Here is a 19,030-nt window from a genome sequence, read left to right as displayed (position 1 = left end):
CGGTTTTCGGTGCGCGGTAAAATTTTCTTTCGTGCCTAAAACATATGTGTTGCGCGAGTGCTGTGCGGCCGCGACTTGTGCAGATCATCGCGCCAGAAGAATCGGTGGGCCCGAGAGCTTATCCACGCCAGGGCATTCGGTTTCCTCCACAGGTTGTCTTTCGGAAAGGTTCGAGTTGCAACCTGAAGGACATTAAACTGCGCGGAATTGCTATGGATTCGCACGCCGGCACGCTTTGGACGCTCTGCCGTCTGCGGTGATGGCGCGTATTTTCGCCGGCGAGTCCGGCACGCAGCTATGCGTTCGAAGCAGGGACCCTGCGTGAGCTGCTCCGAAATGGGTAGGGTCGAAATTGCGCCGCTCGCCTGTGCCGGGTTCATCCTTATGCAGAGGCCGGTCGGTTCGATGCAAAGCTGTATTCCGCACAGTGTGTGCCCGCGACGGTGGCAAAGTCGCGCATTCATCGCTATTTCAAGGGCGGGCGAACGCGAGCGGCGGCAGATGCGCGCAAGCGGCCGCCGGGCAGGGAAGCGGGATCATGACTGCAAGGAAAGCACTGACCAAGAACCAGATCAGCGTGCTGGAAAAGCTCGAGGCCGCCGGCGGGCCGCTCAGCGCCTATACCCTGCTCGACCAGTTGCGGGAGCGCGGCTTTCGCGCGCCGCTGCAAGTCTATCGCGCGCTCGACACGCTGATGAAGGAAGGCTTCGTTCATCGGCTGGAAAGCCTGAATGCCTTCGTCGCCTGCTGCGAGCCGCACGACCACAGCCATGCCATGACGGCATTCGCCATCTGCGACAAGTGCGGCCAGGTGACGGAATTTTCCGATCACGAGATCGGCCATCGGCTGGACGACTGGATCCGTGCCACCGGCTTCGCGCCGAAGAGGGCGGTAATCGAGTTCCGCGGCACCTGCGCCAAATGCCTGGCCCAGGCAGCGTAGGGGTGGGCGGTTTCAGGCAGAACGGGCGGCCCGCGCCAGGCCGTGCGCCACCAGCCGGTCGATGATTTCGGCATAGCCGACGCCGCTTGCCGCCATCGCCTTGGAATACATGCTGATGTCGGTGAAGCCGGGAATGGTGTTGAGTTCGTTGACGAGGATGCGCATGTCCGGCGTCACGAAGAAGTCGGCGCGCGCCATGCCGTCGCAGCCGAGCGCCCGGAAGGCCCTGGCCGCCAGGGCCCGCACTTCGTCCTCCACCTCGCGCGGCAGTTGTGCCGGCACCTGCAGCGTCGCGCCGTCCTCGTCGATATATTTGGCATCATAGGTGTAGAAGCCGTGGCTTTCGGCCGGCCGGATCTCGCCCGTGCGTGACACGAACAGGCCGCCGCCTTCCTCGTCCTCCAGCACGCTGCATTCGATCTCCCGGCCCTGGATGAATTCCTCGGCCAGCAGCTTGCCGTCATGTCTGAAGCCTTCGGCCAGCGCGGTTTCGTAGTCCCTGGCGGTGGTCACCTTGCTGACCCCGACGGACGAGCCCTGCCGGGCCGGCTTGATGAACAGCGGCAGCCCCAGCCTGCCGCAAAGGTCGGCGAAGGACGGCACCGCATCGGCCAGTATGGTGACGGAACGCGTCGCCGGCACGCCCGCCTCGTTCAGCAGCCGCTTGGCGATGTCCTTGTCGAGCGCGGCCGCCGAGCCCAGAATGCCGCAGCCGGCCAGCGGCACGCGCGCCACCTCGGCCAGTCCCTGCACCGCGCCGTCTTCGCCGTGGAGGCCGTGCAGGACCGGAAACAGGACGTCTATCGCGGGCAGCTCGTAAGGAGGCCCGGCCGCCGGGAGCGCCAGCATCCGCCCTTGTCCGCCCGGCACGAGGCAGGCCTGCGTGCCGCCCTCGGGCTTTGCCAGCGCGCCGTCTTCGTAGCTGCTCAGCAGCCACTGCCCCTGGCGCGTCACGAAGACGGGGACGGCATCGTATCTGGCCGGGTCCAGCGCGCGCATGACGTTGGTGGCCGAAAGCACGGAAACGTCGTGCTCGGCGGAGCGGCCCCCGAAGAGCACGGCGATGCGCAGTCTGGGAGCGGGAGCCGTCATGCTTGTTTTCCCCTAATGGGCCTCGTCCCAATTGTGGGCGGCGCGCGCATCCACCTTCAGCGGCACGTCGAGCGACACCGCCGGCATGGGCGCATTTTCCATAACGTCGCGCACCACGGGGATGGTCGCCTCCACCTCTTCCTCGGCGGTCTCGAAGATCAGCTCGTCATGCACCTGCAGCAGCATGCGCGCAGAAAGGCCCGCCTTGGCGAGTGCCGCGTCCATGCGCACCATGGCGCGGCGGATGATGTCGGCGGCCGTGCCCTGCAGGCGGGCGTTGATGGAGGCCCGCTCGTTGAAGGCGCGCACCGAGGGATTGGGCGAGCGGATTTCGGGGTAGTGGATGCGGCGGCCGAACACGGTCTCCACATAGCCGTTCTCGCGCGCATAGGTCTTGGTGGTGTCGATATAGTCGCGGATGCCGGGGAAGCGCTCGAAATACTTCTTGATGTAGGCGCCGGCCTCCTCGCGCGGGATGGAAAGCTGGTTGGCAAGGCCGAAGGCCGAGATGCCGTAGATGATGCCGAAATTGATCGCCTTGGCGCGGCGGCGGATTTCGGAGGGCATGCCCTCGATCGGCACCCCGAACATCTCCGAGGCGGTCGCGGCATGGATGTCGGCGCCGTCGGCAAAGGCCTGCTTGAGCTGCGGAATGTCGGCGACATGGGCGAGCACGCGCAGCTCGATCTGGCTGTAGTCGGCCGAGATCAGCTTGTTGCCTTTGTCGGCGATGAAGGCGGTCCTGATCCTGCGGCCCTCGGCGGTGCGCACGGGGATGTTCTGCAGGTTCGGATCGGAGGAGGACAGCCGCCCGGTGGTGGTGGCGGCCAGCGCGTAGGAGGTGTGCACGCGCTGCGTTTCGGGGTGGATGAAGCCCGGCAGCGCGTCGGTGTAGGTGGATTTCAGCTTGGTGAGCTGGCGCCAGTCGACGATCTTGCGCGGCAGTTCGTGGCCCTCGGCGGCAAGGTCCTCCAGGAGCTGCGCCGAAGTCGACCACTGCCCGCTCTTCGTCTTGGAGCCGCCCGGCAGGCCCATGCGGCCGAAAAGAATGTCGCCGAGCTGCTTCGGCGAGCCGATGTTGATCCTCTCGCCGATGAGCTGGTAGATCTCGTCCTCCAGCCTTGCCGCGCCCTGCGCCAGCTCGCCCGACAGGCGCGACAGGATCTGCCGGTCCACCGAGATGCCGCGCTGTTCCATCCTGGCCAGAACCGGCACCAGCGGCCGTTCCAGCCGTTCATACACGGAAACCAGCCCCTTGGCGGCCAGCCGCGGCTTCAGCACCTGCCACAGCCTGAGCGTGACGTCGGCGTCCTCGCCGGCATAGCGTGTCGCCTTGTCGAGATCGACCTGGTCGAAGCCGATGAAGTTCTTGCCCGAGCCCGCCACCTCCTTGAAGTGGATGGGCTTGTGGCCGAGCCATTTCTCCGACAGCGCGTCCATGCCGTGGCCGCCCGAGGTGCCGGCGTCGAGCACGTAGGAAAGCAGCATGGTGTCGTCATAGGGCGCGACGTCGATGCCGTGCCGGTTCATGATGACGAGATCGTATTTGAGGTTCTGTGCGATCTTGAGGACGGAGCGGTCCTCCAGCAGCGGCTTCAGCGCCGCCAGCGCGTCGCGGATCGGAATCTGGCCGTCGACAAGGCCGCCGCCCAACAGGTCGTCGCGGCCGTTCCTGTGGCCGAGCGGGATATAGGCCGCGCGCCCCGGCTGCGTGGCCAGCGCGATGCCGCACAGCTCCGCCTGCATCGGGTCGAGCGAGGTGGTCTCGGTGTCGAAGGCGACGATGCCGGTCTCGCGCGCCGCGGCGATCCATGCCCGGAGCGTCTCCATGTCGCGGATACAGGCATAGGCGCCGACGTCGATCTTGTCGGCCACGGCCGCCTCGGCGCGCAGGGCCGAAAGCAGCGAGGGGGTGTCTCCCTCCTCCCTGGCGGGCGCCGCGGCGTCGTCATCCGCCGCGGCCGGAGAGGTTTGCGCCTCGCCCACGCCGACATCCGGCCCATGGGCGGTGTCGCCCCGCTCGACGGGCACGTCGGCAGCCTCGATGTCGGCGGGGTCGGCGCCTGTCGCCTCGGCGACGCGCCGGGTCAGCGAGGAGAATTCCATCGCCTTGAGGAAGGAGATCAGCTTCGGCCCGTCGGCCGGATGCAGGAAGAAGTCTTCCAGGCCCTCGGTCACGGCCACGTCGTTCTTCAGCGTCACCAGCTCGCGCGAGATGCGCGCCTTGTCGGCATTGTCGATGATGGACTGGCGGCGCTTCTCCTGCTTGATCTCGCCGGCACGCTCCAGCAGCGCGTCGAGCGTGCCGTACTGTTCCAGAAGCTGCGCCGCGGTCTTCGGGCCGATGCCCGGCACGCCCGGCACGTTGTCGATCGAATCGCCGGTCAGCGCCTGCAGGTCGATCATCTTTTCCGGCGGCACGCCCCATTTCTCGATCACCTCGGGAATGCCGATCTGGCGATCCTTCATCGGGTCGTACATGCCGACCGTCGGGCCCACCAGCTGCATCAGGTCCTTGTCGGAGGAGACGACGGTGGTGTCGCCTCCGGCCTCGCAGGCCAGCCGGCAATAGGTGGCGATGAGGTCGTCGGCCTCGAACCCTTCCATCTCTATGCAGGGCAGGCCGAAGGCGCGGGTGGCATGCCGGATCAGCCCGAATTGCGGGATAAGGTCTTCCGGCGGCGCCGAGCGGTTGGCTTTGTATTCGGGGTACAGCTCGTTGCGGAAGGTCTTCGACGAATAGTCGAAGATGACGGCGAAATGCGTGGGCGTGACGCCGGCATCGGTGTTGCGCGCCTCGCGCAGCAGCTTCCACAGCATGTTGCAGAAGCCGGAGACGGCGCCCACCGGCAGGCCGTCCGACTTGCGCGTGAGCGGCGGCAGCGCGTGATAGGCGCGGAAGATGTAGCCGGAGCCGTCGACAAGAAAGAGATGATCGCCGTTTTTCATGGCAAGAGCCGTAGCGCGAGGGCGGGGGCCCTGTCCACGGCAAAGGCGCAACTTGCCGCAACACCCTGACAGGAAAGCCTTTCTGTCGAGCGGCTCGTCCGATCGGCCGCGTCTTTCCCGCCGCCGGTCGCCGCAGGGGGTAGGGAAGATCACGTCCATGTTACAAAGATGTAATGTTCGTGCCCTTGAATCGCCACGTTCCCGGACACAGATTACGGGCATCGGCAGTTTTTGCCGAAGTCCGGAGCAAGGCCCGTCCCCCGCCTATACCGGACATTGCGGCAGCCTCATCCCCCCTCTCCGGGCTGCCGCATCGTTTCGAGTAAAGCCGCCGTGGTTCCCCCTCCGCCACGGCGGCACTTTTTTGCCTGCAATTTCGTGCGTTCACGCGCCTATGTGGTGGAGCGCATCCCGCCCGCCGGCCACCGCTGCGGTGGAAAGCTTCCGATCGAAGGTCGCCAGCACGCCGCCCTTCGACTGGGCCAGTGCGAGCAGGTAGGTGTCCGTTACCTGGTGCGGAGCGAGAATGCGGCGCGGGTCGGCATGGCTGCCGCCGAACAGGCTGATGTCGTCGGCCCAGAAGGTATGTCCCGCAAGCGTGCGCAGGACCGTGACGATTTCCGCGACCGCGGCTGGAGAGCCGGGGGAATTTGGATAGCGCGGGTTGCCGACGATGCGGACAACGCCGTCCTCCGTCAGCGGGCAGGTTGCCCAGCTTGCATTCCCGACCCGCTCGAACCACCCGTGCGCGGCATCATGCGCCACATGGCCGGGGTCTATCAGCGCAACCAATACGTTGACGTCCAGAAGGAACGTCACGACAGATCGTCGCGCAGGGCGTTGACGATCTCCAGCGTTACGGGCGCCGTCCCCGGGCGGGGTGAAAGCAGCGGGATGCCGTTGCGGCGGGCAGCCGGACGCGGCCGGGCGAGCGACTTGCGTGCCAGTTCGGATATGATCTCGCCCACCGGGCGCTTCTTCTGTTCGGCAATGGCCTTTGCCGCCGTCAGCACGTCGTCGTCTATCGTGAGCGTGGTGCGCATGACCGCCTCCCGCATCGCATCAATCATCACGCATCATGGGGTTATACCGGCCGATTTTCAAGCACATGGACGCTATCCGGGGCTTTTCGAGCGGCGAACTGGGCTATAGGGTCGCGGCCGACAAATCAGAGGCTTTAGAAATGTCCGCGCTTTCCCCCGTTCTCGACCGTCTCGACCAGGATCTCGACCAGAGCCTGGAGCGGCTGTTCACCGTTCTGCGTATCAGATCGATCTCGACCGATCCCGATTTCGCCACCGACTGCCGCAAGGCGGCCGAATGGCTGGCGGCGGACCTGAAGACCATCGGCTTCGACGCCTCGGTGCGCGACACGCCCGGCCATCCGATGGTGGTGGCCCATCATGACGGCCCGCAAGGCAGCCCGCATGTGCTGTTCTACGGCCACTACGACGTGCAGCCGGTCGATCCGCTCGACTTGTGGGAGGACGATCCCTTCTCGCCCGCGATCAAGGAGACCGAGCCGGGCCGCAAAGTCATCACCGGGCGCGGCGCCTCCGACGACAAGGGGCAGTTGATGACCTTCGTGGAGGCCTGCCGCGCCTGGAAGGCGGTGCATGGCGCGCTGCCCTGCCGCATAACGTTTCTGTTCGAGGGCGAGGAGGAATCCGGCTCGCCGTCGCTGAAACCGTTCCTCGAGGCCAATGCCGAGGAGCTGAAGGCCGACTTCGCGCTGGTCTGCGATACCGACATGTGGAACCGCGAAACGCCGTCCATCTGCACCTCGCTGCGCGGGCTGGTGGGCGAGGAGATCGTGGTCAAGGCCGCCAGCCGCGACCTGCATTCGGGCATGTATGGCGGGCCCGCCGCCAACCCGATCCGCATCCTGGCGAAGATACTGGCCGACATCCACGACGCCGACGGCCGCGTCACCATTCCCGGCTTCTACGACGGCGTGGAGGAAACGCCGGCGCAGGTGCTGGCCTCGTGGGAAGCGCTGGGCGAGACCGCCGAGAGCTTCCTCGCGCCCATCGGCTTGTCGAAGCCGGCTGGCGAGAAGGGCCGCTCCGTCATGGAGATGATCTGGGCGCGGCCGACGGCCGAGTTCAACGGCATTTCCGGCGGCTATACCGGCAAGGGCTTCAAGACCGTCATCGCGGCGGAGGCGTCGGCCAAGGTCTCGTTCCGCCTCGTGCACAAGCAGGACCCCAAGAAAATCCGCGCCGCCTTCCGCCAGTTCGCGCAGGAGCGCGTGCCGGCCGACTGCGCGATCGAATTCCATCCGCATGGCGGCTCGCCCGCCATCCAGCTTTCCTACGACTCGCCCTTCCTGACCGGCGCCAAGGAAGCGCTGACCGACGAGTGGGCCAAGCCCGCCGTCATGGTCGGCAGCGGCGGCTCCATTCCCATCGTGGGCGACTTCCGCACCTATCTCGGCATGGAATCGCTGCTGGTCGGCTATGCTCTGTCCGACGACCGCATCCATTCGCCCAACGAGAAATACGACCTGCGCTCCTTCTCCAAGGGCCAGCGTTCCTGGGCGCGCATCCTCGCCGCGCTGACCGCGAAAGGCTGAAGAAGAAGATGAGCAACGCCAGGATCCGTTTCCACAAGGGCGACTTGCCGGACCTGTCCCACTACGATGTCGAGGCGGTGGCCATCGACACCGAGACGCTGGGTCTCAACCCCCATCGCGACAGGCTGTGCGTGGTGCAGCTTTCACCCGGCGACGGTTCCGCCGATGTCGTCCAGATCGCGCAGGGGCAGAAGCGGGCGCCGAACCTTGTGGCCCTGCTGAAGAACCGCAAGGTGACGAAGCTTTTCCATTTCGGCCGCTTCGACATCGCCGTGCTCTACCATGCCTTCGGCGCCATGGCCGAACCGGTGTTCTGCACCAAGATCGCCTCGCGGCTGACCCGCACCTACACGGACCGGCACGGGCTGAAGGACATCTGCAACGAGCTGCTGGGGGTGACGCTGTCGAAGCAGCAGCAATCGTCCGACTGGGCGGCCGGCACGCTGTCGCCCGAGCAGCTCGAATATGCGGCCTCCGACGTGCTCTACCTGCACCGTCTGCGCGAGGCTCTGGCCGGGCGGCTGGAACGCGACGGGCGCGCCAGGGAGGCAGAGGCCTGTTTCCGCTTCCTGCCCACGCGCGCGAAGCTCGACCTCATGGGCTGGGCCGAAGAGGACATTTTCGCCCATAGCTGAGCCATGGCGGGTGCCGCGCCGGCCCGGCGGAACCGCCATGGCGCGCACGCGTTGTGGAGCGGTGTCGAAAAAGGGAGAACGACATGTCCGAACGCCAGCCGATCGCAAGCGCGCCGAAGGACGGCAGAAAGGTCACCGTGTACTGGACCGACGGCGACGGCGTCATGAACGAATCCATCGCCCGCTGGGACGACGGCGCCTGGTGGGCCTATACCGATTCCAGAACCCAGAAGAAGATCGAGCCGTCGAGCTGGCGCCCGGACCGGGACGAGGACTGAGGCTGCCCGGCCAGACCGGGATTCGCCGGAATTTACCCCCAGCGGATTTTACCCTAACCCCTCCCCACAAGACACAAGGGGGAGGGTGGGGGCGGCACTTCCGCCTCGTTCGTCGACCACCCGGCCGGGCCAAGAGGCCCGGCCAGCAAAGCGTTGGATTTCCAAAGAACCCGCTTCGCTTCCTCCGTCTTCCTGCGTTAGCCTGCTCGGGTTGCAACCCTTGGTCGATTCGGGGCGGCGGTCTCGGTTTCGGCTGCTATCGGAGGACTTCTTATGGGGATTGAAAGTCTGATCATCTTTCTCGTCGTCGGCGCCATCGCCGGCTGGCTGGCGGGGCTCATCGTCAAGGGCTACGGTTTCGGCCTGATCGGCAACATCGTCGTCGGCATCATCGGCGCGCTGATCGCCGGCTGGCTGTTTCCCACGCTGGGCATCAGCCTGGGCACCGGCATCCTGGCGGCCATCATCCATTCCGCCATTGGCGCCATCATTCTGCTGGTGCTGATCCGCCTGGTGAAATCCGCCTGACGGCGCAGGCAAACGCAAGGAGCGCGCCATGAACCGGAATGCCTTGTATGCCGTCATCGGCGCGCTCGTCGTGGTGGTGCTCGTGCTGGGCTTCTACATCTACCGGCAAGAGAACAGGCCCGAAGGCGTGGAACTGAAGATCGACGACAACGGAATCTCGATCCAGAAGAACTGACCCACCCTGAAGCCGACCGGCCGCAAAAGCCGGTCGGCCGCCCGCGCCGGGCCGGCGTCCCGCATGGATCACCGCTGGCGGCTTCCTGGTGCCCGCTACCTGGTTATGTGCCTGGCTGAATGCCGTTCGGCGATCAGGGGCGCCGGGCCGTCATCGATCAGAAGCCCGGTGATGCGCGCGAAGCCGGCGAAGGACTTATGGGCCTCCTCCGCGCTCATCTGGGCGGCCATGGCTGCCGCGCAGCAGTTGAGCGCACAGCGGTAGACCGGGCCGCGACGCCCCACGGGCCATTCGCGCAGGAAGACCATGGCGTCGGGAACGTTGTCGATCTCCTCCACCGGATGGCCGGGGCCGCGCGACAGCCGCACAGCCGAAAAGAACTGCAGCCGATTCATAGACTACCTCCCCGGATAGGCCGATTTGTCGATTGGTTAACCAACATTAACGCCCCGGCGCCGGTTTGGTTCCCGGCATCCCGCAAAAGGATGGCCCGCTGCGAGGGGGGATCGCAACGGGCCATCATGCAGGGCATGGAGGGCATGCCCTTTTCCCGAAACAGGGGATGTGCGCAACAACGCGCGACGGACGTCCCGGTTCCCGGCGGCGGAAAAAATCTTCGACGGCGTTGCCGGCGCCGCCCGTGCCTCGCGCCGGCGATCGGCTCCTTCTGTTTCCGGTCCCGGGAAACGCCTGTGTGCCGCAACTCATCGGCGCTCGATTCGTCCGGATGCCGAAATTCGCGCCGTCCCTCTTGAAATCGCAAAATCCTCCAACAAATCACTCGCACCGGCACCGGGAGCAGGCTCGATGGCGACGCGACGGGCGTGATCGAGGGTGCGGGAAGCGTTGCCGCGTGATCACCGCAATGCATGGGGAAGGAGCAGGAAAATGGCTGCCAAGGAAGTGAAATTCCATTCGGAAGCGCGCGACAGGATGCTGCGCGGCGTCGACATCCTCGCCAACGCGGTGAAGGTGACGCTCGGCCCCAAGGGCCGCAACGTCGTCATCGACAAGTCCTTTGGCGCCCCACGCATCACCAAGGACGGTGTCACCGTGGCCAAGGAGATCGAGCTGGAAGACAAGTTCGAGAACATGGGCGCCCAGATGGTGCGCGAGGTGGCCTCCAAGACCAGCGACATCGCCGGGGACGGTACCACCACGGCGACCGTCCTGGCCCAGGCCATCGTTCAGGAAGGCAACAAGGCCGTTGCCGCCGGCATGAACCCGATGGACCTGAAGCGCGGCATCGACAAGGCGGTGGATGCGGCAGTCGAGGAACTCAGGCGCAACGCCCGCAAGATCACGAAGAACGACGAGATCGCCCAGGTGGGCACCATCTCGGCCAATGGCGACGCCGAGATCGGCCGCTTCCTGGCGGAAGCCATGCAGAAGGTCGGCAACGAAGGCGTCATCACCGTCGAGGAAGCCAAGACGGCCGAGACCGAGCTTGAAGTCGTCGAAGGCATGCAGTTCGACCGCGGCTACCTGTCGCCCTATTTCATCACCAACCAGGACAAGATGCGGGTCGAACTCGAAGAGCCCTACCTGCTCATCCATGAGAAGAAGCTCTCCAACCTGCAGGCCATGCTCCCCATTCTCGAAGCGGTGGTGCAGTCGGGCAAGCCGCTGCTCATCATCGCCGAGGATGTCGAGGGCGAGGCGCTGGCCACGCTCGTCGTCAACAAGCTGCGCGGCGGCCTCAAGGTCGCGGCCGTCAAGGCGCCCGGCTTCGGCGACCGCCGCAAGGCCATGCTGGAGGATATCGCCATCCTCACCGGCGGCCAGGTCATCTCCGAAGACCTCGGCATCAAGCTCGAAAACGTCACCTTGCAGATGCTGGGGCGCGCCAAGAAGGTGGTGGTCGAGAAGGAGAACACCACCATCGTCGACGGTGCCGGCAAGAAGGCCGAGATCCAGGGCCGCATCGCCCAGATCAAGGCCCAGATCGAGGAGACCACCTCGGACTATGACCGCGAGAAATTGCAGGAGCGCCTTGCCAAGCTGGCCGGCGGCGTTGCCGTCATCCGCGTCGGCGGCGCCACGGAGGTGGAGGTCAAGGAACGCAAGGACCGCGTCGACGACGCCATGCACGCCACGCGCGCCGCGGTGGAGGAAGGCATCCTGCCCGGCGGCGGCGTGGCCCTGCTTCGGGCGGCCGAGGCGCTGAAGACGGTGGCGGCGGACAATACCGACCAGAAGTTCGGCATCGACATCGTGCGCCGCGCCATCGAGGCTCCGGCCCGGCAGATCGCCGAGAATGCCGGCGCCGAAGGCTCCATCATCGTGGGCAAGCTGCGCGAGAAGGCCGATTTCGCCTGGGGCTGGAACGCCCAGACCGGCGAGTTCGGCGACCTCTACAGGCAGGGCGTGATCGACCCGGCCAAGGTGGTGCGCACGGCCCTTGAGGGGGCGGCCTCCATCGCCGGCCTGCTGGTGACCACCGAGGCGATGGTGGCCGAGAAGCCGAAGAAGGAGGCCGCGCCCGCCATGCCTGCCGGCGCCGGCATGGACTTCTAGGGTCAGGCGGCGGGAACCTGCCGTTTACGCTGAGCCGCGAAGCGCTCCGGCCGCGGGCCGTTGCGCCATTCTTCCTGTTGCCGTTCGGCATGCGCTCTGCTCTACTCCGCTTCGGTCGGATGGGGGAACATATGCTGACGCGGCGGAATTTCTGCGGCTGCCTGGCAGGCGGCCTTTCGATGGTTGCGGGCGTGGCCCATGCACGGGCGCCGGAATGCGCGGTCTTCACGCGCCAGCGCCAGGAAGAGGTTTCCGCAGACGAGGCGGTCGCGCTGCTCAAGGCCGGCAACGACCGGTTCGTGAGCGGCCGCTCCATCAATTGCGACCTCATGGAGCAGGTCAGGGAGACGGCCGGGCAGCAGTCGCCGTTCGCGGCCATCGTCGGCTGCATCGATTCCCGGGTGCCGCCCGAACTCGTCTTCGATCAGCGCATCGGCGACGTCTTCTGCGCCAGGGTGGCGGGTAATTTCGTCAATGTCGATATTCTCGGCAGCCTCGAATACGCCACGGAAGTGGCAGGTGCCAAGGCCATCGTCGTGCTCGGCCACAATTCCTGCGGCGCGATCAAGAGCGCGGTCGACGGCGTGCAGATGGGCAACATCACCGCCCTGCTGGAGAATTTCGCCCCGGCGCTGGCGACGTTGGACGCCGCCGACGGACCGCGCGACTCCCACAATGACAGGCTGGTGCAGAAGGTGGCCGAGCAGAACGCCCGGCTGACCGCAGCAAGCCTGATTGAACGCAGCGCCATACTGGCGAAGCTGGCCGATGCCGGCAGGCTCAAGGTCATGGCCGCCATGCACGACATCACGACCGGCCGGGTCGCCTGGCTGCAATAGACCGTCCGGGCAGGCCCTGTTGGAACAGCATATCGTCTCCGTCCACAACATCTTTCCGCATGTCCGCATCGTGCTGGGCATGGTCATCGGCCTGGGCGTGGCACGGCTGCTGTCGGGGCTGGCGCGCATCGTCCAGCATCCCAAGCGGCACCTTCTCTATGTGGTGCATCTGGCCTGGGTGGTTTCCGTCCTCTTGATGCTGGTGCATTTCTGGTGGTGGGAGTTCAACCTCTACCGCATCGAAAGCTGGACCTTCGGCAAATACCTCTTCGTCTTCGGCTACGCCGTCATGCTTTTTCTGCTGTGCGCGCTGCTGTTTCCCGACAGCATGCAGGACTACAGCGGCTACGAGGATTATTTCTACGAGCGCCGCGCCTGGTTCTTCGGCGTGCTGGCGGTGGTCTATGTCATCGACGTCGGCGACACGCTCATGAAGGGCGACGCGCACATGGCCAGTTTCGGCGTGGAGTATCTCATCCGCGTTCCCCTCATCATCCTGCTGTGCATCGTGGCCATGTATGTGCGCAACCGCAGCTTCCACGCCGCCTTCGTGATCTTCAAGCTCGCCTACCAGTTCTCATGGATCATGCGGCACTTCGACAGGATCGTGTAGAAACCGGGCTCCTGCCGGGCCGCCGGCAAGGATCGCTTAACCGTTGGCGGCTATGTCCGAACGGCGCGTGGGGCGCATTGGACATGTGAGAGACAATGAGCGATCGCCCTGACAAGCAAAGCGACTGGCGCGGCATCCTTGCGCTGCAGGCCCGCATAGCCGCGGTATTCGTGCCGGCCGCCCTCGCCCTCGCGCTGATCGCCGCCCTTGCCGGCGGCGAGCGCAAGTCCGCTCCCGACATGACCGATCCGACCGTGACCGGCTCGATCCGCTAGGTGGCCGCCCGGAGGCACGTCCGGAACGAATCCCTTGCCGAAGCATTCTCCTCCCGTTGATCAAGGGAGAACGAAATGCTGCGTGGACTTGTTCTTTGGCTGATGGGCGTGCCGATCGTCGTAATCATACTGCTCTATATGTTCGTCTTCCGGTAACCGGCCGAAACATTCCGGCGAACGCCCTGCGGTGCCCGAGACCAGCGGGGCGCTCGCAGGTGCGGCGGCATGCTCGCGCCGCCCGATGGAATATTCCGTCGAACATTCCACCCGATCGGCTTTCAGAACGGACATATGCGGGAAACCGACTCTATGGCCCGCAGCAAGGTTTTCGTGTCATAGGTCGACAAGGCATCGTCATAATAGTTGCTGAATTTCTTGCGATATGCCTCGTCTTCCTTGAGTTTGAAATTCACCATCTCCACCCGGACGATGGTGTCGATATTGTTTCTCAAGGACAATCTGATGACGTCGCATACGCCACTATCGTGTAGTCTGGAACCGCCGCTCGCAGAGATGGTTATGGCGGATGAGACGGCGGCCAGAGCGATTATACCGGATATTTTCAATTTATAGATCCTAAAAGCTCATGGATATCTTTGCGCATGGCAAGTGCGTAGTCGATAATTTCCATTATCTCCGCGCGAGATATCTGTGATTCGATCTCAATTAAGCGCTGTTCATCCCAACGGAGACGTTTGCCCAGCTCCTTGGTGCTCACCCCGAGTTTCATTCTCTCCCGCTTCAGCGTCTCGATAAGCTCTTGGTATTGTCCGTCGTCTGCGACTATGCCGACCAGTTGCGCCAACGCGCGCGGCCGCTCGTCCGGGGCAAGCTCGTCAGGGTGCGGGGCCGGCTCGGGCGAGGCTGGCGAGCTATGTCTCGCGTCGATACTGGCCGGGCTTTCGGGTTCCGTGCCAGGCAACTCGCCAAGTTGCCACAAGGCCACCGCTCCCAGCGCAAGGACGCAGATGCCCAGGAAAATCTCCCTCAGCCGCGCTCTGCTGGGGCTTAGATTCCATATCTTCTCATCGTGCCTGCTGAAGAGATCGTATCGGGCAGACTGCTGCCTGCGCCTTGTGTTTCCCGGTTCCTTCGGCTTTGCGTCACCCGATTTCTGCTTCGGGTGATTTATCGTGAATTCCCGTGCGATCCTGTCGAGAAAATCGCCGTCGAACTTGTCGGGATGGAAGAGCAGGTCAAGAGCCGCATCATGCCCCTCCGGCACCTGTTCCAGCGTCTGAAGGCGGCTCTCCGGTGGGACTTGAAGCTGGGTTAGCTGGTATTTCGGGCCCAGCGGCTTCTCATGAAGGGAAGCGATCTTCTCGTTAACGAATTTGCAAAAATCGGAAATCTTCTTCGTGGATTCGCTGCATCTTATCGCTTCCACTCCGGTTTCTGCATAGATGATCACCTTCTTCCTTCCCAGGAAGTTGCTTATCGCGGCCATATGAAGCTGGTCGTAGGAAAGTGTTTTCGCCGATGCCCTTGCGCGTCGCATCGCGAATGTGACGCCGTCGTCGCCGGCATGGATCACAATCGGGATCGTGCGGGAAAACAGGGGCCTGGGCCGGATCGTCACGCGGCCGCTCAGAAAGAACCCGTTGTCGGGCGAGGTGCGTTCGGGGCGCATGGCGACGTTTTCTATCAGGCTCCGTTCACCATCGGTCTGCGCCGATGCTTCTTCTTCCTGGTGTTGTTCCGGCGTCGAATCAGCGTGCGGCATGTCACGCGCATAAGACCTTTCTCAATTTAGCAATTTAGAATGCGGTTAATAAAACCATTAAAATCCTTCCGAATGGCAGGAGCCCCCAGGCTTCGAGCGGCCTTCGGAAGCGCAGGAGCCTGGTCGGCGGCGCGATCATCTTCTTGCGCGCGACCTAGAGCGGTTTTCGATCAGTCTGGCTCATAACCACATGAAGTGAAGTAGTTGGCGCATTCGTTAGGCTGGAAGATATCGACGAGCTTGCCGATCAGGCTCCAGAGGCCGCCGACGGTTCGCTCTCCCGCCTTGCGCAGCATGGCCTTGAGGCGGGAGAAGGCTTTCTCAATGGGGTTGAAGTCCGGGCTGTAGGGCGGAAGGAAGCGCAGTGTCGCGCCCGCTGCCTGGATGTGTTCGCGCACCGAGGCCCGCTTGTGGCTCGACAGATTATCCATGACGACAACGTCACCGGGGCGCAGTTCCGGCACGAGAACCTGAGTGACATAGGCTTCAAACCAGTCGCCGTTGATCGGCCGATCCAGCACCATCGGTGCGACCATGCCACTCATGCGCAGCCCGGCCACGAGCGTGGTGGTCTTGCGGTGGCCATGCGGGAAGCCCATCCGCAGCCGCTCGCCTTTTGGGCAGCGTCCATGGCTGCGGGTCATGTTGGTGGTGGTCCATGTTTCGTCGATGAACACAAGACGCTCCGGTTCCAGATCGATCTGGCCGTCGAACCAGGCCCGGCGCTGCTTCAGGATATCGGGACGGTCTTGCTCGACGGCATGGCCAGTCTTTTTTTGCGCGTCATGCCACGGCGCGCGAAGAAGCGGTGGAGCCCGGCGATCGAGACGTGCAAGCCGATCTCGATCAGCGCCAGGCGCAGTTCCTCAAGCGAGGTGTCCCTGCGCGCTTCCCAAATCGCCAGGATGTCCGCCCCACGCTCCTCGATCCGGCGTGACCGCATATCGCCGCCCTGTGGTTTGGGAGAAAAGTCGCCAGTTTCCCGGCGCTGCGCCTGCCAGCGGATCGCCGTCGATGGTGCAACGCCAAAGCGAGCGGCTGCCGCACGGCAGCTCATACCATCATCAACCGCCGCCAGAAGCCGCGAACGCAAATCCATCGAAAGAGGTTGGCCCATCCATGCCGGCCTCCATCACCAGCACGGATCCTGAATCAGAAATTACGCTCCGAGGGAATCCACTCTCGATTCATAACGGTCGAAATCCGCTCTAACCCAAACGGGGTATGCCAAGCCGTTCGCTAGCCCGTATGATCTAGACCTGCGGAGGGGCGTCTACGCGGGGCAGCGGGGGCGCAGGCGTGAAGGTACTTGCCCTACCGTCAATCCCTTGATGCCGCAATCGCATCAAGTCTCCGCACCATCCAGTTGCCCGGTCGCTGGACGCTTCTACCCCCGGGGTCGGCGGCCGGGCGCTCCTTTGCGCCATCCCGCCCTTCGGCATGCTGCTTCGGCGGCGGGCGAGCGACAATGAGCGTGACCCATCTTGGGCGTGACCCATCTAAAAATTCGGCAAGGAATTCAATGCGCTGATCCGGCGCAATCTTAACCCGCCCTTAAATCGCCGCATCTAGTGTTCAGGCGCAACGCCATCGGCACCGGGACGACATCGAAAGCACATGGCGAGCCGCCGCGACAGACGCATCGAGCCCAGCTTCGAAGGGCCGTCGCAGGCGGCGCCGACGGACGGCTTCTCGGTGCGCGAGGAGGATCGCGTGGTGCCGGCAAGCCGCAAGACATCCGCAAAGCGCAAGACCACGAGAGCCGCCGCCAAGGGCGGGCGAGGGCGCCGGGCGCGCCGGCGCGGTCTTCTCGGCCTGTTCACGCGCGCCGTCTACTGGTGTTTCGTGCTGGCCATCTGGGGCGGCATCGCCGCGGCCGGCGTGGCGGTCTATTACGGCGCCAAGATGCCGGCGGCCACCACATGGTCGATCCCCGAGCGGGCGCCCAACATCAAGATCGTCTCGGTCGATGGCCATCTCATCGCCAATCGCGGCATGAGCGGCGGCGAGGCCATCAGCCTCAAGCAGATGTCGCCCTATATTCCCGAGGCGGTGGTGGCCATCGAGGACCGGCGCTTCTATTCGCATTTCGGCGTCGATCCGATCGGGCTGGCGCGCGCCATGCTCACCAACCTGACGGGCGGGCGCTTCAGCCAGGGCGGCTCCACCATCACCCAGCAGCTTGCCAAGAACCTGTTCCTGACGCCCGACCGCACGCTGGAGCGCAAGGTGCAGGAGGTGCTGCTGGCGCTGTGGCTGGAGCAGAAGCACAGCAAGGACCAGATCCTGGAGATGTATCTCAACCGGGTCTATTTCGGTTCCGGCGCCTATGGGGTGGAGGCGGCCTCGCGCCGCTATTTCGGCAAGAGCGCGCGCAACGTGACGCTGGCCGAGGCGGCGCTGCTGGCCGGCCTGCTCAAGGCGCCTTCGCGGCTTTCGCCGGCGCGCGATCCCAAGGCGGCGGACGAGCGCTCGCAACTGGTGCTGGCGGCCATGCGCGACGAGGGCATGATCAGCGGCAAGGAACTGGCCGTCGCCAAAAGCGCGCCGGCCACCCGCGCACCCTCCTACTGGACCGGCTCGGAAAACTATGTCGCCGACACGGTCATGGAGGAACTGCCCGACCTGATCGGCGACGTGCGCGGCGACATCGTCGTCGACACTACGGTCGACCTCACCTTGCAGAAGCTGGCCGAGACGTCGATCCGCCGGCTCATCGACCAGAACGGCAAGAAGCTCAACGTCTCGCAGGGCGTGCTCGTTTCGATCGACAATTCGGGCGCTGTGCGCGCCATGGTGGGCGGCTACGACTATTCCACCAGCCAGTTCGACCGCGCCTCGGAGGCGCGGCGCCAGCCCGGCTCGGCCTTCAAGCCCTTCGTCTACATGGCGGCGCTGGAGGACGGCCGCACGCCCGACTCGGTGCGCAACGACGCGCCGGTGAAGATCGGCACCTGGACCCCCTCGAATTTCGACGGCAAATATTACGGCAGGGTCACGCTGGCCACGGCGCTCGCCAAGTCGCTGAACTCGGTGGCGGCGCAGCTCACCATGGAGGTCGGCCCGAAGGCGGTGGTGGAGGCGGCCCACCGCATGGGCATCGATTCGCCGCTCCAGACCAACACCTCCATCGCGCTCGGCACCTCGGAGGTGACGCCGCTGGAACTGACCTCGGCCTATGTGCCCTTCGCCAATGGCGGCTACCGCCCGCCGCTGCATTTCATCCGCCGCATCACCAGCGCCGACGGCAAGCTGCTCTATTCCTTCGACGGCGGCAGCGCGCCGCGCGTCATCAGCCCCCAGGTCGTCGGCATGATGAATTCGATGATGGCCGGCACCGTGCAGAGCGGCACCGCCACCAAGGCCGCCTTCGGCTGGCCGTCGGCGGGAAAGACCGGCACCAGCCAGAACTCGCGCGACGCCTGGTTCGTGGGCTACACCGCAAACCTCACCACCGGCGTGTGGTTCGGCAATGACGACGGCACGCCGATGAAGAAGGTGACCGGCGGCACGCTGCCGGCGCAGGCCTGGCACGAATTCATGCTGGCCGCGCATGAAGGCGTGCCGGTGGCGCCGCTGCCGGGCACGTGGAAATCCACGCCTTCCCCCACCGTCGTGCCGGACGACGTGGCGCCGGCGCAGGCGCCCTCGGCCGCCGCCCCCGCGCCTGCGGCCCCGCCGCGGCCGCAGGCGCCGGTCGCCGCCGCGCCCGTGCCGCCGCGCCCGGTCGGTGCGGCGCAGACCGTCGACGCCGTGTCCATGCCGGGCGATGCCGCGCCCACGGGCGCCATCAAGCGCCCCGTGCCGCCGGGCGACGTCGGCGGCCCACTGAAGAAGCGCCACACCTCGATCCTGGACATATTGGGCGGCGGCTGACGCGGTCCTGCG

At 65.0% G+C, this 19,030-nt stretch carries 20 protein-coding genes; 11 read left to right on the top strand and 9 right to left on the bottom strand.

Annotated elements, in window-relative coordinates:
* Positions 1-538 precede the first annotated feature (538 nt).
* Positions 539-943: a Fur family transcriptional regulator gene (locus ACTDI4_RS19765; RefSeq protein WP_442842772.1), complete on the top strand. Its 405-nt coding sequence runs from the start codon at positions 539-541 to the stop codon at positions 941-943.
* A 12-nt stretch (positions 944-955) separates the two neighbouring features.
* Here the strand turns inward: ACTDI4_RS19765 and ACTDI4_RS19760 are convergent, their stop codons facing one another.
* The 4 genes from ACTDI4_RS19760 to ACTDI4_RS19745 all read right to left on the bottom strand — a co-directional run bounded on the left by ACTDI4_RS19760 (position 956) and on the right by ACTDI4_RS19745 (position 6,027).
* Positions 956-2,035 carry a D-alanine--D-alanine ligase family protein gene (locus tag ACTDI4_RS19760; protein WP_442842771.1) on the bottom strand — a complete coding sequence of 360 codons (1,080 nt, stop codon included), beginning with the start codon at positions 2,033-2,035 and terminating at the stop codon, positions 956-958.
* A 12-nt stretch (positions 2,036-2,047) separates the two neighbouring features.
* Positions 2,048-4,984, bottom strand: coding sequence for a DNA polymerase I (gene polA / locus ACTDI4_RS19755; RefSeq protein WP_442842770.1), 2,937 nt, complete (start codon positions 4,982-4,984; stop codon positions 2,048-2,050).
* Positions 4,985-5,368: 384 nt separating this feature from the next.
* Positions 5,369-5,803 (bottom strand): TA system VapC family ribonuclease toxin, encoded by a 435-nt coding sequence (locus ACTDI4_RS19750; protein WP_442842769.1) that lies wholly within the window; start codon positions 5,801-5,803, stop codon positions 5,369-5,371.
* Positions 5,800-6,027, bottom strand: coding sequence for a CopG family transcriptional regulator (locus ACTDI4_RS19745; protein WP_442842768.1), 228 nt, complete (start codon positions 6,025-6,027; stop codon positions 5,800-5,802). The genes ACTDI4_RS19750 and ACTDI4_RS19745 overlap by 4 nt, the downstream gene beginning before the upstream one ends.
* Positions 6,028-6,167: 140 nt before the next feature.
* On the opposite strand from ACTDI4_RS19745, the gene ACTDI4_RS19740 reads away from it, so the two are divergent.
* The 5 genes from ACTDI4_RS19740 to ACTDI4_RS19720 all read left to right on the top strand — a co-directional run bounded on the left by ACTDI4_RS19740 (position 6,168) and on the right by ACTDI4_RS19720 (position 9,175).
* Positions 6,168-7,559 carry a M20/M25/M40 family metallo-hydrolase gene (locus tag ACTDI4_RS19740; protein WP_442842767.1) on the top strand — a complete coding sequence of 464 codons (1,392 nt, stop codon included), beginning with the start codon at positions 6,168-6,170 and terminating at the stop codon, positions 7,557-7,559.
* Between the two features lie 8 nt (positions 7,560-7,567).
* Positions 7,568-8,194: a ribonuclease D gene (locus ACTDI4_RS19735; protein WP_442842766.1), complete on the top strand. Its 627-nt coding sequence runs from the start codon at positions 7,568-7,570 to the stop codon at positions 8,192-8,194.
* An 83-nt stretch (positions 8,195-8,277) separates the two neighbouring features.
* A complete protein-coding gene (locus ACTDI4_RS19730) occupies positions 8,278-8,472 on the top strand; it encodes a hypothetical protein (protein WP_442842765.1) in 195 nt (64 codons plus the stop codon).
* A 273-nt stretch (positions 8,473-8,745) separates the two neighbouring features.
* Positions 8,746-9,000 carry a GlsB/YeaQ/YmgE family stress response membrane protein gene (locus tag ACTDI4_RS19725; protein ID WP_442842764.1) on the top strand — a complete coding sequence of 85 codons (255 nt, stop codon included), beginning with the start codon at positions 8,746-8,748 and terminating at the stop codon, positions 8,998-9,000.
* Positions 9,001-9,028: 28 nt separating this feature from the next.
* Complete coding sequence (locus tag ACTDI4_RS19720) at positions 9,029-9,175, top strand: hypothetical protein (protein WP_442842763.1); 147 nt, start codon at positions 9,029-9,031, stop codon at positions 9,173-9,175.
* A 95-nt stretch (positions 9,176-9,270) separates the two neighbouring features.
* On the opposite strand, the gene ACTDI4_RS19715 is transcribed toward ACTDI4_RS19720, so the two are convergent.
* Positions 9,271-9,570, bottom strand: a complete 300-nt coding sequence (locus tag ACTDI4_RS19715) for a DUF982 domain-containing protein (protein WP_442842762.1) — start codon at positions 9,568-9,570, stop codon at positions 9,271-9,273.
* Between the two features lie 493 nt (positions 9,571-10,063).
* Between ACTDI4_RS19715 and groL the strand changes: the two genes are divergently transcribed.
* The 4 genes from groL to ACTDI4_RS19695 all read left to right on the top strand — a co-directional run bounded on the left by groL (position 10,064) and on the right by ACTDI4_RS19695 (position 13,419).
* On the top strand, positions 10,064-11,692 hold the full coding sequence (gene groL, locus ACTDI4_RS19710) for a chaperonin GroEL (protein ID WP_442842761.1): 1,629 nt from the start codon (positions 10,064-10,066) through the stop codon (positions 11,690-11,692).
* A 131-nt stretch (positions 11,693-11,823) separates the two neighbouring features.
* Positions 11,824-12,531 (top strand): carbonic anhydrase, encoded by a 708-nt coding sequence (locus ACTDI4_RS19705; protein ID WP_442842760.1) that lies wholly within the window; start codon positions 11,824-11,826, stop codon positions 12,529-12,531.
* Between the two features lie 79 nt (positions 12,532-12,610).
* Positions 12,611-13,144: a hypothetical protein gene (locus ACTDI4_RS19700; protein ID WP_442843410.1), complete on the top strand. Its 534-nt coding sequence runs from the start codon at positions 12,611-12,613 to the stop codon at positions 13,142-13,144.
* 95 nt (positions 13,145-13,239) lie between these two features.
* A complete protein-coding gene (locus ACTDI4_RS19695; RefSeq protein ID WP_442842759.1) occupies positions 13,240-13,419 on the top strand; it encodes a hypothetical protein in 180 nt (59 codons plus the stop codon).
* A 60-nt stretch (positions 13,420-13,479) separates the two neighbouring features.
* On the opposite strand, the gene ACTDI4_RS19690 is transcribed toward ACTDI4_RS19695, so the two are convergent.
* The 4 genes from ACTDI4_RS19690 to ACTDI4_RS19675 all read right to left on the bottom strand — a co-directional run bounded on the left by ACTDI4_RS19690 (position 13,480) and on the right by ACTDI4_RS19675 (position 16,259).
* Positions 13,480-13,710: a hypothetical protein gene (locus tag ACTDI4_RS19690; RefSeq protein ID WP_442842758.1), complete on the bottom strand. Its 231-nt coding sequence runs from the start codon at positions 13,708-13,710 to the stop codon at positions 13,480-13,482.
* The gene (locus ACTDI4_RS19685) at positions 13,698-13,871 is read right to left on the bottom strand and encodes a hypothetical protein (RefSeq protein ID WP_442842757.1); all 174 of its coding nucleotides are present in this window, start codon (positions 13,869-13,871) and stop codon (positions 13,698-13,700) included. The genes ACTDI4_RS19690 and ACTDI4_RS19685 overlap by 13 nt, the downstream gene beginning before the upstream one ends.
* Before the next feature lie 110 nt (positions 13,872-13,981).
* Positions 13,982-15,142 carry a helix-turn-helix domain-containing protein gene (locus tag ACTDI4_RS19680; RefSeq protein ID WP_442842756.1) on the bottom strand — a complete coding sequence of 387 codons (1,161 nt, stop codon included), beginning with the start codon at positions 15,140-15,142 and terminating at the stop codon, positions 13,982-13,984.
* Positions 15,143-15,312: 170 nt separating this feature from the next.
* Positions 15,313-16,259 (bottom strand): IS630 family transposase gene (locus ACTDI4_RS19675; protein ID WP_442839650.1). Its coding sequence is split into 2 segments (ribosomal slippage): positions 15,313-15,923 and positions 15,923-16,259, totalling 948 coding nucleotides; the frame shifts between segments, so codons are not numbered across the junction.
* Between the two features lie 500 nt (positions 16,260-16,759).
* Here ACTDI4_RS19675 and ACTDI4_RS19670 point away from each other — a divergent pair.
* Entirely contained in the window at positions 16,760-19,018 is a 2,259-nt protein-coding gene (locus tag ACTDI4_RS19670; RefSeq protein ID WP_442842755.1) for a transglycosylase domain-containing protein, read from the top strand.
* Positions 19,019-19,030: the final 12 nt, after the last annotated feature.

It is taken from the genome of Mesorhizobium sp. PUT5 (assembly GCF_052216645.1).
In the GTDB taxonomy this organism is placed as follows: domain Bacteria; phylum Pseudomonadota; class Alphaproteobacteria; order Rhizobiales; family Rhizobiaceae; genus Mesorhizobium.
Note: the sequence above shows the minus strand (reverse complement) of the source record. Positions and strands in the feature narration are given on the sequence as shown.